Source organism: Naasia lichenicola (assembly GCF_004801885.1).
In the GTDB taxonomy this organism is placed as follows: Bacteria; Actinomycetota; Actinomycetes; order Actinomycetales; family Microbacteriaceae; genus Naasia; species Naasia lichenicola.
Genome location: NZ_SSSM01000003.1, coordinates 22,425 through 36,446, shown reverse-complemented (window position 1 = coordinate 36,446; position 14,022 = coordinate 22,425). Strand labels below are relative to the sequence as shown.

The 14,022-nt window shown below is 70.0% G+C and carries 11 protein-coding genes; 9 read left to right on the top strand and 2 right to left on the bottom strand.

Annotated features, from left to right (window positions below):
• Positions 1–67 precede the first annotated feature (67 nt).
• The 9 genes from argS (at position 68) to prmC (ending at position 12,459) form a co-directional block, all read left to right on the top strand.
• On the top strand, positions 68–1,744 hold the full coding sequence (gene argS, locus E6C64_RS05350) for an arginine--tRNA ligase (RefSeq protein WP_136426625.1): 1,677 nt from the start codon (positions 68–70) through the stop codon (positions 1,742–1,744).
• A 142-nt stretch (positions 1,745–1,886) separates the two neighbouring features.
• A complete protein-coding gene (locus E6C64_RS05345) occupies positions 1,887–2,657 on the top strand; it encodes an LmeA family phospholipid-binding protein (RefSeq protein ID WP_136426624.1) in 771 nt (256 codons plus the stop codon).
• Between the two features lie 337 nt (positions 2,658–2,994).
• Positions 2,995–4,527 carry a diaminopimelate decarboxylase gene (gene lysA, locus E6C64_RS05340; protein WP_136426623.1) on the top strand — a complete coding sequence of 511 codons (1,533 nt, stop codon included), beginning with the start codon at positions 2,995–2,997 and terminating at the stop codon, positions 4,525–4,527.
• On the top strand, positions 4,524–5,873 hold the full coding sequence (locus E6C64_RS05335) for a homoserine dehydrogenase (RefSeq protein ID WP_136426622.1): 1,350 nt from the start codon (positions 4,524–4,526) through the stop codon (positions 5,871–5,873). The genes lysA and E6C64_RS05335 overlap by 4 nt, the downstream gene beginning before the upstream one ends.
• A 2-nt stretch (positions 5,874–5,875) precedes the next feature.
• Complete coding sequence (thrC, locus tag E6C64_RS05330; protein ID WP_136426621.1) at positions 5,876–6,967, top strand: threonine synthase; 1,092 nt, start codon at positions 5,876–5,878, stop codon at positions 6,965–6,967.
• Positions 6,968–7,005: 38 nt separating this feature from the next.
• The gene (thrB, locus tag E6C64_RS05325) at positions 7,006–7,962 is read left to right on the top strand and encodes a homoserine kinase (protein ID WP_136427156.1); all 957 of its coding nucleotides are present in this window, start codon (positions 7,006–7,008) and stop codon (positions 7,960–7,962) included.
• Between the two features lie 126 nt (positions 7,963–8,088).
• Positions 8,089–10,452 carry a transcription termination factor Rho gene (gene rho / locus E6C64_RS05320; protein WP_136426620.1) on the top strand — a complete coding sequence of 788 codons (2,364 nt, stop codon included), beginning with the start codon at positions 8,089–8,091 and terminating at the stop codon, positions 10,450–10,452.
• Between the two features lie 3 nt (positions 10,453–10,455).
• Complete coding sequence (prfA, locus tag E6C64_RS05315) at positions 10,456–11,535, top strand: peptide chain release factor 1 (RefSeq protein WP_136426619.1); 1,080 nt, start codon at positions 10,456–10,458, stop codon at positions 11,533–11,535.
• Positions 11,536–11,559: 24 nt separating this feature from the next.
• Positions 11,560–12,459 (top strand): peptide chain release factor N(5)-glutamine methyltransferase, encoded by a 900-nt coding sequence (gene prmC / locus E6C64_RS05310; RefSeq protein WP_233255487.1) that lies wholly within the window; start codon positions 11,560–11,562, stop codon positions 12,457–12,459.
• 61 nt (positions 12,460–12,520) lie between these two features.
• Here prmC and E6C64_RS05305 read toward each other — a convergent pair whose 3' ends face one another.
• Positions 12,521–13,267, bottom strand: a complete 747-nt coding sequence (locus E6C64_RS05305) for a TetR/AcrR family transcriptional regulator (protein WP_136426618.1) — start codon at positions 13,265–13,267, stop codon at positions 12,521–12,523.
• A gap of 98 nt (positions 13,268–13,365) precedes the next feature.
• Positions 13,366–13,989 (bottom strand): HAD-IA family hydrolase, encoded by a 624-nt coding sequence (locus E6C64_RS05300; protein WP_136426617.1) that lies wholly within the window; start codon positions 13,987–13,989, stop codon positions 13,366–13,368.
• Between the last annotated feature and the right edge of the window lie 33 nt (positions 13,990–14,022).

The following is a 14,022-nucleotide window of genomic DNA, read 5'->3' as shown; positions in this document are numbered from 1 at the left end:
AGTCGGACGGGCAGCCGCTCTGATGCCCGTGCGTGCGCCGGGAGCGGCGCGGCTAGGCTTGACGGCCGTGACTCCTGCTGATCTCGCTGACGCCATGGCCGCTCTCGTCGCTTCGGCGGCCGAGCGACGCGGTGTCGAGGGGATCGCCCCGAGTGCGTCGGATGTCGCCCTCGAGCGGCCGCGCAATCGCGAGCACGGCGACTGGGCCAGCAACGTCGCCCTGCGCTTCGGCAAGCAGCTCGGATCGAACCCGCGCGAGCTCGCGGCCGAGCTCGCCGACGGCATCGCCGCGCTGGACGGCGTGAAGAGGGTCGACGTCGCCGGCCCGGGCTTCATCAACGTCACCCTCGACGCCGCGGCCGCCGGTGCTCTCGCGAAGGTCATCCTCGACGCGGGCGACACCTTCGGCCAGGGCACGGAGCTCGCCGGCGTCAAGATGAACCTCGAGTTCGTGTCGGCGAACCCCACTGGCCCGATGCACCTCGGCGGCGCGCGCTGGGGCGCCGTGGGCGACAGCCTCGCCCGCATCCTCCAGGCGCAGGGCGCCGAGGTCACCCGCGAGTACTACTTCAACGACCACGGCGCGCAGATCGACCGCTTCAGCCGCAGCCTGCTGGCCAGCTACCTCGGCGAGCCGACTCCCGAGGACGGATACGCCGGCGGCTACATCGCGGAGATCGCGGCCCGAGTCGTCGCCGACTATCCGGGCGACCTCGCCGTGCTCCCGCGTGACGAGGCGCAGGAGGTCTTCCGCGCTGCGGGAGTCGAGCTCATGTTCGGCGACATCCGCCAGTCGATGATCGACTTCAGAGTCGACTTCGACGTCTACTTCCACGAGAACTCCCTCTACGAGACGGGCGCCGTCGACCACGCTGTCGCGCGGCTCCGTGAGCTCGGCCACATCTTCGAGGCAGACGGGGCCATCTGGCTGAGGACGACCACGTTCGGTGACGACCGCGACCGGGTCGTCATCCGCAGCAACGGCGAGCCCGCCTACATCGCCGGCGACCTCGCGTACTACCTCAATAAGAGGGAGCGCGGCTTCGAGCGCAACCTGATCATGCTCGGCGCCGATCACCACGGATACATCGGTCGGTTGATGGCCACGGTCGCGGCGTTCGGGGACACGCCGTACTACAACCTCGAGATCCTGATCGGTCAGCTCGTCAACCTCGTCAAGGACGGCGAGCCCGTGCGGATGAGCAAGCGTGCCGGCAACGTCGTGACGATGGAGGACCTCATCGAGGCGGTCGGCATCGACGCCGCGCGGTACGCACTCGTCCGCTCGTCCGCCGACTCCCAGCTCGACGTCGATCTCGACCTGCTCACCAAGCGCACGAATGACAATCCCGTCTACTACGTGCAGTACGCGCACGCCCGCACGCAGGCGGTCGCCCGCAATGCGGCCGCGTCCGGTGTCGCCCGCGTCGTCGATGGGGTCGAGGCCTTCGCGCCCGAGACCCTCGAGCACGAGACGGAGTCGATCCTGCTCGGTGTGCTGCAGGAGTTCCCGCGGATCCTCGCCCAGGCGTCGGAGCTGCGCGAGCCGCACCGGGTCGCCCGCTACCTGGAGGAGCTGGCCGGCGGCTACCACCGCTGGTACGACAGCTGCCGGGTGATCCCGCAGGGCGACGCGACGGTCGAGGCCGTGCACCGCACCCGCCTCTGGCTCAACGACGCGGTGAGCCAGGTGCTGCGCAACGGCCTCGGCCTGCTCGGAGTGAGCGCGCCCGACCGCATGTAGTCCGCGAGCTGCCCAGTTCTGCCGCTGGGAAGGCGTTCCAGGCGGCAGAACTGGGCAGTTCGGGACGATGAGGGTCTGCATCGAGCAGATCCGCCGGACCGCCTTGCTGGGGATCCCCAGGGGCGCGCGGGAGGATCGGGGCATGCCGTCGACCGAGCGCCGTCTCCACCGCGGGCGGCGGATCGTCCTCGGCATCACCATCCCGATCGTGATCCTGGCTCTGCTCGGATTCGGCGCGTTCCTGGTCGGCGATCCGATCGCCCGGACCGCCACCGAGAAGGGGATCAGCGACGGCATCGAGCAGCAGCTCCCGCCCGAGGTCGAGGGAACCGTCGTCACCGAGGTCGGCGGCGGATCGATGATCCGCCAGTTCATCGCCGGAACGATCGACGAGATCTCGCTCGACTCCGATCAGCTGACGGTGTCCGGCGCTCCGGCCACCGTGCATGTCGATCTGCGGAACGTCCCGACGGACTACCAGAACAAGCCCACCGAGAGCGCGGCGGGCAACCTCAGGTTCACCGACTCGGCCGCCGCGCAGCTGCTCGCCCAGCAGGGCGTCAGAGGCGTCATCAGCTTCGGGAACGGGATCGTCAACTACTCCGACAGCGCGACAGTGCTCGGCCAGGACCTGCCGTTCACCGTGGTGCTCCAGCCGGCTCTCGAGAACGGCGTGGTCAGCTTCACCCCGACGGCGGCGTCCGTCGAGATCGGCGGCATCGATATCGACGCCAGCCGGCTCATCGACGTCGTCGCGCCCGAAGGGCTCTCCATCTGCGTTGCGCAGTACCTGCCATCCGCGCTGCAGCTCAACCGGGTCACCATCTCGGAGCATCAGGCGGTCGTCGGCTTCTCCGCGCACGACATCACGTTCTCGGAGCAGACCATGGCATCCACCGGATCCTGTTCCTAGGGCGATCCCTTTCACCGTTCAGGCTTTCGAACGCGGATCAGGCGAAATTCGCCTGATCCGTGCCCGAAATCGCAGAATCGCCTGATCCGTGAAAATCGCCTGATCCGTGAAGGTGGGGAGGGGAGCGCGGAGAGAGGGGAGCGAGCCGGGCGGATTCGACCGGGTCGGCGGGGTCCGGGTAGGCTCTCAGCGACTTTCCGTCGATAATTCCGACGCACCGCTTCTCGTCGCAACTCCCGGCAACGCGTCGCTTGGCGTCGCACCGTACTTCTGTCCGCATCTTCGGCTTCAGGGACCAATCCGGGTTCGCTCGCCACACATCAGCCCGAGGGTTCACGTGTCCGCAGCCTCCCCCCATTCCGACAGCGCCTCCCACGGCGGATCCGACAGTGCTGACGCCCGCTCGCTCGCGCCCGTCTGGCTCACCGTGCCCTCCGATGCGAATGCGCTCGCCGCGGGCATCTGGCCGGCGTCGGCCGAGCGCAGCGCCGTCATCTCCCGTCACGGCGACGGACAGAGCAGCGGCGGCGAGCTCGTTGTCGGCGGCGTCTCGGCGTCGGCGTTGAAGGCTCAGTACGGCACTCCGCTCTACGTCCTTGACGAGGACAACGTCCGCGCCCGGGCCACCGCCGCGCTGACCGCCTTCCGCGGCGCCTTCCAAGCCGTCGGATCGAGCGCCAAGGTCTACTACGCCGGCAAGGCGTTCCTCTCCGCGGGCGTCGCCCGGTGGATGGAGGAGGCCGGGCTGCACCTCGACGTCTGCAGCGGGGGAGAGCTGGCGGTGGCCCTCGCCGCCGGCTTCGACACCGCACGGATCGGCTACCACGGCAACAACAAGTCGGTCGCCGAGATCCAGCGCGCGGTCACCGTGGGCGTCGGGGTGATCGTCGTCGACAGCGCGATCGAGGTGCAGCGCATCGCCGAGATCGCCGCCCGTCACGGCGTGCGTCAGAAGCTGCGCATCCGAGTCAACAGCGGAGTGCACGCCTCCACCCACGACTACCTCGCTACCGCCCACGAGGACCAGAAGTTCGGCATCCCGCTCGACGACGTCCCCGACATCGCCGTCGCCATCCGCGCCGAGGACAGCCTCGAGCTGCTCGGCCTGCACTCGCACATCGGCTCGCAGATCTTCGATGCGCGCGGATTCGTCGAGTCCGCATCGCGGCTGCTCGCCGTGCACAAGGAGCTCCTCGCCGGCGGTCCGCTGCCCGAGCTCAACCTCGGCGGCGGCTTCGGCATCGCCTACACGACGGCCGACGACCCCACCCCGGTGGGCGAGATCGCCCGGCAGTTCGCCGAGATCGTGGCAGCCGAGTGCGCTCGCCTCGAGATCCCGGTACCGATCGTCGCCGTCGAACCCGGTCGCTCGATCATCGGCACCCCCGGCATCACCCTCTACGAGGTCGGCACGACCAAGGACGTGCAGGTCGGCGACCTCGGCGTGCGCCGCTACGTCAGCGTCGACGGCGGGATGAGCGACAACGCCCGGCCGGCTCTGTACGGAGCTGACTACTCCGTGCGCATCGCGTCCCGGGTCTCCGATGTCGAGCCGGCCCTGGTCCGCGTCGCGGGCAAGCACTGCGAGAGCGGCGACATCGTCGTGAACGCCGACTACCTGCCGGGAGATGTCCAGCCGGGCGACCTGCTGGCCGTCGCCGCGACCGGCGCCTACTGCTGGTCGCTGTCGAGCAACTACAACTACCTCGGCCGCCCGCCCGTCGTCGCGGTCCGCGGCGGCACCTCGCGGATCCTCATCCACGGCGAGACCGAAGCCGACCTGCTGCGCCACGACGCGGACATCACCGTCGCGGTCGTCGCGCCGCAGACCACCACCTCCCACCGTCCCGGAACGGAACACCGCGCATGATCGACTACCGCACCCTCCGGATCGCGCTGCTCGGCGCCGGATCCGTCGGCAGCCAGGTCGCCACCCTCCTGCTCGAGCACTCCGACGAGCTCGCGCAGCGGGTCGGTGCGCGCCTGGTGCTCTCGGGCATCGCCGTCCGCGACCTCGAGACCGATCGCGGCCCCGGGGTGCCCAGGGAGCTGCTCACCACCGACGCCGAGGAGCTGATCGTCGGCTCGGACATCGTCATCGAGCTGATGGGGGGCATCACCCCCGCCCGCGAGTACATCCTGCTCGCGCTGCGCTCCGGCGCCGATGTGATCACCGGCAACAAGGCCCTGCTCGCCACCCACGGTCCCGAGCTGTTCGACCTGGCCCAGCAGGTCGGCGCGCAGCTCTACTACGAGGCGGCCGTCGGCGGAGCGATCCCCATCATCCGACCCCTGCGCGACAGCCTCGCCGGCGACCGGGTGCAGCGCATCCTCGGCATCGTCAACGGCACCACGAACTACATCCTCGACAGGATGGATCGCGGTGGCGACGACCTCGAGTCCGCGCTCGCCGCCGCCACGGAGCTCGGCTACGCGGAGGCTGATCCGACCGGCGACATCGAGGGCTACGACGCCGCCCAGAAGGCCGCCATCCTCGCGGGCCTGGCGTTCCACACGACGGTGCCCATCGCGTCGGTCTACCGCGAGGGGATCACCGGCGTCCGAGCCGAGGACGTCGAGGCCGCTCGCAAGGCGGGATACGTGGTCAAACTGCTCGCCATCTGCGAGCGGATCACCGATCCCGAGACGGGGTCCGAGGGAGTGAGCGCCCGCGTGTACCCGGCCCTCATCCCGCGCGACCACCCGCTCGCCGCCGTCCGCGGAGCCAACAACGCGGTCTTCGTCGAGGCGGAGGCCGCCGGCAGCCTGATGTTCTACGGTGCGGGAGCCGGAGGCCGAGAGACCGCGTCCGCCGTGCTCGGCGACCTCGTCTCGGCAGCCCGCCGGCACGTCATCGGCGGCCCCGGCGTCGCCGAGTCGACCCAGGCCGACCTGCCCGTGTTCGACATCGGCAAGGTGAGCACCCGCTACCGGGTCAGTCTCAGCGTCGCCGATCGCCCCGGCGTGCTCGCCCAGATCGCCCGCATCTTCAGCGACCACGGCGTCAGCGTCGAGGCGGTCGAGCAGTCGGTCCCCAACGCGCCGTCCGCCGGCATCGACGCGGCCGAGCGCAGGTCGGGCGTCGAGGGCACCGCTACCCTGGTGATCGGCACGCATACGGCCACCGAGGCGGCCCTGTCCGCGACGGTCGCAGCCCTGGCAGGGAGCGAATCCGTGGTCGCCGTGCAATCCGTGCTCCGAGTCGAAGGGGAGTGACCGTGGCCCATCAATGGCGCGGCGTCATCCGCGAATACGCTGACCGTCTCGATGTGAGCGAGGCCACCCCGGTCATCACGCTCGGAGAGGGCGGCACCCCGCTCATCCCCGCCGACGCGCTCTCGAAGCGCACCGGCGCCCAGGTCTGGGTCAAGTACGAGGGCATGAACCCCACCGGCTCCTTCAAGGACCGGGGGATGACCATGGCGATCTCGAAGGCCGTCGAGCACGGAGCCAAGGCCGTGATCTGCGCCTCGACCGGCAACACCTCTGCGTCCGCGGCGGCCTACGCGACCCACGCCGGCATCACCGCCGCCGTGCTCGTGCCCGAGGGCAAGATCGCGATGGGCAAGCTCAGCCAGGCCATCGCCCACAACGCCGAGCTCCTGCAGGTCCAGGGCAACTTCGACGACTGCCTCGACATCGCGCGCGACCTCGCGAAGAACTACCCGGTCCACCTCGTCAACTCCGTCAATCCCGACCGGATCGAGGGCCAGAAGACGGCCGCCTACGAGGTCGTCGAGGTCCTCGAGGACGCCCCCGACTTCCACTTCATCCCCGTCGGCAATGCCGGGAACTACACCGCGTACCACCGCGGCTACCGCGAGGAGCTCGACCGCGGGATCGCGAAGACCCTGCCGCGGATGTTCGGCTTCCAGGCGGCCGGCAGTGCGCCGCTCGTGCTCGGCGCCCCGGTGCGCAACCCCGAGACCATCGCCTCAGCCATCCGGATCGGCAACCCCGCCTCGTGGGATCTCGCTCTCGCCGCGCGCGACGACAGTGACGGCTACTTCGGCGCCATCAGCGACGAGCACATCCTGCTCGCCCACCGCATCCTCTCCGCCGAGGTCGGCATCTTCGTCGAGCCCGCCTCGGCCATCAGCGTGGCCGGCCTGCTCGAGCGCGCCGAGGCGGGTGCGATCCCCAAGGGATCCCGCGTCGTGCTCACCGTCACCGGACACGGCCTCAAGGACCCCCAGTGGGCCCTGCGCACCGCCGACGGCGCCGACATCACCCCGACCGTCGTGCCCGTCGACACCGCGGCGATCGCCGACGTGCTCGGACTCGTCGCCGCCCCGGCGGCGCACGCGTGAGCGCCGGCTCCCCGGAGTCGGCGGCGACTCCCGCGCCCGTGGCTGCGGGCCCCTCAGCCACAATCGGTCGCAGCGTGATCGTGCGCGTCCCGGCGACGAGCGCCAATCTCGGCCCGGGCTTCGACACCCTGGGCCTCGCGCTCTCGCTCTACGACGAGCTGCACGTCACCGCGACGGACGACGCGGACGTCATCGTCGAGGTGCACGGGATCGGCGAGGGCGAGGTGCCCACCGACGAGAGCAACCTCGTGGTGCGCGCCATCGCCTCGGCCTTCGCCTTCTACGGCCAGCCGCTGCCCGGACTGCGCCTCGTCGCGAACAACGTCATCCCGCACGGCCGCGGCCTCGGCTCGTCGGGGGCGGCCATCGTCTCGGGCATCATGGCGGCCAAGGGCCTCCTGGCGGGCATCGTCGACATCGACGCCGAGGCGCTGCTCGCGCTGGCGACGGCGATGGAAGGACACCCCGACAACGTGGCGCCCGCGCTCTTCGGCGGTCTGACCATCGCCTGGGTCACCCCCGAGGGGCCGCAGCACAAGAAGCTCATGGTGCATCGCGGGGTCTCGCCACTGGTCTTCGTGCCGGAGCACACCATGTCGACTTCGCTCGCCCGCAGCCTGCAGCCCGAATCGGTGCCGCACGCCGACGCCATCTTCAACGTCTCCCGCTCCGCCCTGCTCGTGGCGGCGCTCATCCAGAGCCCCGAGCTGCTTCTCGCCGCGACGGAGGACAAGCTGCACCAGAACTACCGCGCGTCCGCCATGCCCGAGACCAACAGGCTCGTCACCATGCTCCGCGAGCACGGCCACGCCGCCGTCGTCTCGGGGGCGGGGCCCTCGATCCTGGTGCTCAGCGACGACCCGTCCGCACGGCTCGCCGCCGCCGATCTCGTGGCCGAGCATGCCGAGACCCCATGGAGCCCGCTCATGCTGGCCGTGGACTTCAAGGGTGCTACAGTGGTACCGCATTCGGTGCAGTCGCCGCTCTCTTCGTAGCGCGCACGCTGACAGGGGTCTTGGCCCTTGAAGGCATCGTAAGGACCCAGAATCCCACCGATTCTCATTGCACCGGGCTCCGTTCCATCTCTAACCCCAGCTCTTGGGGATAAGGAAATTCCCTTCGTGACTGATGTCGACATCAGCGACGCGCGTGGAAAGGACAGCGATTCGCTGACCACGCTCCGCGTCGCAGACCTGCAGCAGATAGCTGCCCGTCTCGGCATCACGATCGGAGGCAGACTTCGAAAGGCAGACCTCGTGGAGGCAATCTCCGAGAACCAGAACGACGCAGGCACCGACACCGTCGAGGCAGACGTCGACAGCACGACCGACAGCACGAACACCGAGAACACCGAGACCGGGAGCGTCGACAACAGTGTCGATGCCCCTGAGATCGCGACCGACGACAGCGGCGCGGGGGATGTCCCTGCTGCAGATGTCCCTGCTGGGGAGGCCCCCGCTGAGGAGGCACCCGCTGCCGACGCAGCGGCGCCGGATGTCGCCCCCGTCGAGAGCGCACCCGTCGAGGATGCGCCCGTCGAGGACGCACCCGTCGAGAGTGCATCGGTCGAGGACGCACCCGTCGAGAGCGCGCCGGTCGAGAGCGCACCCGTCGAGGCCGCGCCCGTGACCAAGCCGCGCCGCTCGCGTCGCGCGACCAGCGTCGATGTCGACGCTGCCGCCGCCGCGCAGCCGACAGTCGCCGAAGCGCCCTCCCAGAGCGAGCCCGAGGCTCCCGCCGAGCCTGCGGCTGCGGTCGAGACTCCCGCCGAGCCGATCGTCCCGATCGAGGACGACGCGACTCCCGCGCCCAAGGGTGCGGTCCAGCACGTCAACCACGGACGCACCGGCATTGAGGCCGACCTCGAGGCGCTGTCCGCAGAGGTCCGCGCCGAGGTGCGCGAGGAGGCTCCCGTCTCCGGGCAGCACGACGGAACGCACCCCGAGAGCGCCGAGGCCACCCAGGATGCCGAGGCCGCCGACGCAGCCGCCGCGCAGGATGGCGAGCAGAACGGCGACGAGTCCGCCGAGGGCGGCCAGCGCTCGACCGGACGCGGACGCAACCGCGGTCGTGACCGTCAGGGACGCGGCCAGAACGGCCAGCAGGCCGGCGAGAAGCAGAACGGCCAGCAGGGCCAGCAGAGCGCTCGTCAGAACGGCCAGCAGAACCAGCAGGCCGAGAAGGCCGCGCCGGAGATGGCCGAGCAGCAGGACAACGGTCCCGATGGGGACCGCAACCCCAACGAGCGCTCCAGCCGCAGCCGCTACCGCGACCGCAAGCGCGGCCGTGGCCCCGCCGGTGACGAGTTCGAGCCCGAGGTGAGCGAGGACGACGTCCTCATCCCCGTCGCCGGCATCCTCGACGTCCTCGACAACTACGCCTTCGTGCGCACCAGCGGCTACCTGCCCGGTGCGAGCGACGTCTACGTCTCGCTCGGCCAGGTCAAGAAGTACAACCTCCGGAAGGGCGACGCCGTCGTCGGATCGATCCGCCAGCCCAAGGACGGCGAGGCCGGGCGCCAGAAGTACAACGCGCTCGTCAAAATCGAGTCCATCAACGGCCAGACCGTCGAGGCCGCAGCGGACCGCGTCGAGTTCAGCAAGCTGACCCCGCTCTACCCGCAGGAGCGTCTGCGCCTCGAGTCCGATCCGACCCAGCTGTCCACCCGGATCATCGACCTGGTCGCCCCGATCGGCAAGGGCCAGCGCGGACTCATCGTCTCGCCGCCCAAGGCCGGCAAGACGCTGATCCTGCAGGCCATCGCCGGCGCGATCGCGAAGAACAACCCCGAGGTCCACCTCATGGTCGTCCTCGTGGACGAGCGTCCCGAAGAGGTCACCGACATGGAGCGCACCGTCAAGGGCGAGGTCATCGCCTCGACCTTCGACCGCCCCGCCGAGGACCACACCACGGTTGCCGAACTCGCCATCGAGCGCGCCAAGCGCCTGGTCGAGCTGGGCTACGACGTCGTCGTGCTGCTCGACTCGATCACCCGCCTGGGCCGCGCCTACAACCTGGCTGCTCCCGCCTCGGGCCGCGTGCTCTCCGGCGGCGTCGACGCCGCGGCGCTCTACCCGCCCAAGCGCTTCTTCGGAGCCGCCCGCAACGTGGAGAACGGCGGATCCCTCACGATCCTCGCGACCGCGCTCGTCGAGACCGGATCCAAGATGGACGAGGTCATCTTCGAGGAGTTCAAGGGCACCGGCAACATGGAGCTGCGCCTCTCGCGCTCGCTCGCCGACAAGCGGATCTTCCCCGCGGTCGACGTCAGCGCGTCGGGCACCCGCCGCGAGGAGATGCTGATGGGCGCCGACGAGGTCAAGGTGACCTGGAAGCTCCGTCGCGCCCTCGCCGGCGTCGACACCCAGCAGGCTCTCGAGACCGTGCTCGGCAAGCTCAAGGAGACCCAGAGCAACGTCGAGTTCCTCATGCAGATCCAGAAGTCGCTCCCCGCCGCCACCGGCGGAAGCTCCCGCGAAGGCTGACGCATGTTCGAGTCGGTAGCCCCGCTGCTGGCCGAGCATGAGCAGCTGCAGCAGCAGCTTTCGGATCCGGCCCTGCACTCCGATGCGGCGCGCGCTCGCAAGGTCGGGCGCCGCTACGCGGAGCTCGGTCAGATCGTGGCCGCGCACAACACCTGGTCGGGACTGACCGGGGACCTGGATGCGGCACGCGAGTTCGCGGCCGAGGACGAGGCCTTCGCGGCCGAGGTCCCCGTGCTCGAGGAGCGCCTCGCCGTGGCCGAGGAGCGTCTGCGCCGGCTGCTGATCCCGCGCGACCCCGATGACGGGCGCGACGTGATCATGGAGGTCAAGGCGGGGGAGGGCGGCGCCGAATCGGCGCTGTTCGCCGCCGACCTGCTGCGGATGTACCTGCACTACGCCGAGTCGAAGGGCTGGAAGACCGAGCTCCTCGAGCGCACCGAAAGCGATCTCGGCGGCTACAAGGACGTCCAGGTCGCCATCAAGAGCAACGCGCAGGACCCCGCCGAAGGCGTCTGGGCGCACCTCAAGTACGAGGGCGGCGTGCACCGCGTGCAGCGCGTGCCCGCCACCGAGTCGCAGGGACGCATCCACACCTCCGCGGCCGGCGTACTCGTCTTCCCCGAGGTCGACGCCCCAGAAGAGGTCGAGATCAACCAGAACGACCTCAAGATCGACGTCTTCCGCTCCTCCGGCCCCGGCGGCCAATCGGTCAACACCACCGACTCCGCAGTCCGCATCACGCACCTCCCGACCGGCATCGTCGTCTCGATGCAGAACGAGAAGAGCCAGCTGCAGAACCGCGACGCCGGGATGCGCGTGCTCCGTGCCCGCATCCTCGCGCGGCAGCAGGAGGAGGCGGACGCCGAGGCATCGGCGGCGCGGAGGAGCCAGATCCGCACCGTGGACCGCTCCGAGCGGATCCGCACCTACAACTTTCCGGAGAACCGGATCGCCGATCACCGCACCGGCTACAAGGCGTACAACCTCGACCAGGTGATGGACGGAGCGCTCGAGCCGATCGTGCAGTCCGCCATCAGCGCCGACGAGGAGGCGCGGCTCGCCGCGCTCACCCCGGACGCCTGAGCCGCCTGAAGAACGCAGCGAGCCATGCCCGGACCGATCGCCATGGATGAGCGCGCCCTCGAGCGCGACCTGTCCGTGCGCGCAGTCGTCGGCCGCGCGATCGAGCTGCTCGGCGTCGCAGGGATCCGATCTCCCGAGGTCGACGCCGAACTGCTCGTCGGCCATGCGATCGGCGAGACCCGGGGTCGCGTGCAGGCGCTCGCCATCATGGGGAGGGAGCTCCCCGCCGACGCGGTCGACGTCATCGAGCAGCTCGTCTCCCGACGTGCGCATCGCGAGCCCCTGCAGCACATCACCGGGCGGGCGGCCTTCCGCACGCTCGAGCTGAGCGTCGGGCCCGGGGTCTTCGTGCCCCGCCCCGAGACGGAGCTCGTCGCCCAGTTCGCCATCGACGCCCTCGCGGCGGTGGCGGCCGCCGAGCCGATCGCCGTCGACCTCGGCACCGGCAGCGGTGCGCTCGCCCTGGCCATGGCCGCCGAAGTGCCGCGCGCACGGGTCTGGGGAGTGGAGTTCTCGCCCGAGGCGTTCATCTGGGCCACCCAGAATCTGCGTGACACCGGCTTCGGCAACGCGTCCATCGTGTTCGACGACCTGCGGCGCGCCCTGCCCGAGCTCGACGGCTCCGTCTCGGTCGTCGTCTCGAATCCGCCGTACATCCCGTCGGACGCCGTACCGCGCGACCCCGAGGTGCGCCTCTTCGATCCCGAGATGGCGCTCTACGGGGGAGAGGACGGGCTCGACCTCGTCCGCGGCGTCTCGGCCACAGCCCTGCGTCTGCTGCATCCGGGCGGCGCGCTCGTGATCGAGCACGGCGAGCTGCAGGGCGAGGCGATCCGCGCGCTGCTCCGCACCGACGGCTGGCGCGCGGTGTCCACCCATCCCGACCTCACCGGCCGTCCGAGAGCGACGACCGCGGTCCGCTGAGTGCTTGGAGCGACCGCGCTCGGCCGCGGCTGCCGCGCGAGTGCGGGGACGAGCGGTGGAGTCAGTCGGCCGGCAGCGGAGGCTGGGCGTCGATGTAGAGCGCGAGTCCGTCCAGGGCGCGCTCGACGCCGAAGGACGCCCGCTGCCCATCGCCGGAGAAACGGGAGCGCAGCATCCGACTCATCGACGGGTGGCTCTGGTCGTCCAGCAAGCTCGAGAGCACGCGGGCGTTGGGCGTCGAGACGGGAACGAGCGCGGCGCCCTCGGGGAGCACGTTCGACCGCAGCCGCAGCATGGTGGCCTCCCAGCGCGCCTGACCGGTGACGAGGATCGCGGCACGCACCGTGTCCTCGATCGTCAGGTTCGTGGTCGCGAAGGACCCGAGCAGCGATTCCATCCAGTCCACCGCGTTGGGGGTGACGGGCAGGGGATTGGCGGGAAGGTCCAGCAGCCACGGATGACGCTCGTACAGATCGAGGATGGCTTCGATCCACGCATCGACGGCGGATCGCCAGTCGGTCGCCGCGGCGACATCCTCGGGAGGCGATCCGACGGCCGCGTCTCCCATCAGCATGACGAGGTCGTCCTTGGCCGCGACGTAGCGGTAGAGCGACATGGGCGTGTACCCCAATCGCCCTGCGACCGCGGCCATCGAGACGGCGGCGAGACCGGACTCGTCCGCGAGCTCCAGAGCGACGGAGATGATCCGATCGACGCTCAGCTCGGTCTTCTGCTTGCGATCCGAAGCGGCGGGAATTCCCCACGCGAGCGCGATTCCGCGGGGGATCTCGACGTCTTCTTCGGTCATTTGGGCTTCTTCCGGTCGGATGACGACCCCTACCTTATTCAATTCGCGCGAATGTTCTTGACGCGGCCAAAGTGAGTTTATTGAGCATGCTCCACCCGTCACCTCTCCGCGAAGGCCTCGACCCGCCGACGCAGGTCGTCTGTGTCCCCCTGAAACCAGCAGCCGGAGATCCCGACCCGTTCGGAGCCCTCGACGTTCGCGCGGTTGTCGTCGACGAAGAATGCGTCGGCAGGACGCGTCCGATAATGCTCCAACGCCGATTCGAAGGCGAGGGCTTGCGGTTTGCGAACTCCTAGGCAAGCGCTCACAAGGACGTTCTCGCCTACGATCCCGACGACGTCGGGTGCGAGTTCGGGCAGAGCGGCCGCGAAGACGGACGGGTTGTTGGACAGCACGGCCACCCTTCCGCACTCGGCCGCGGCCGCGAGTGCCGCGATGCTGCCGGGGATCGCGGTGCTCGATGCGCGACGCGCCTTCGTCCACTCCGAGAGCGTGAGGCGCGCGCCGGTCACCTCGGCGAACTGGTCGAGGTACTCCTCCGCGGTCGGCCACTCGCCGTTCTCGGCGCGCAGCTCGTAGCCGGCGACCCACCAGGTCTTGGCCAGGTGGTACTCGGTGCTGCCGCCCAGCTCCGCGAGGGCGGGCAGGCGCTTGCGGAAGTCGTAGGCATAGAGGGTGTGGTCGAAGTCGAAGAGATAGAGGGGCTCGGCGGTCTGCGGCACGGTAGGCCAAGTGTGTCACCGCCCGAGCCGCGC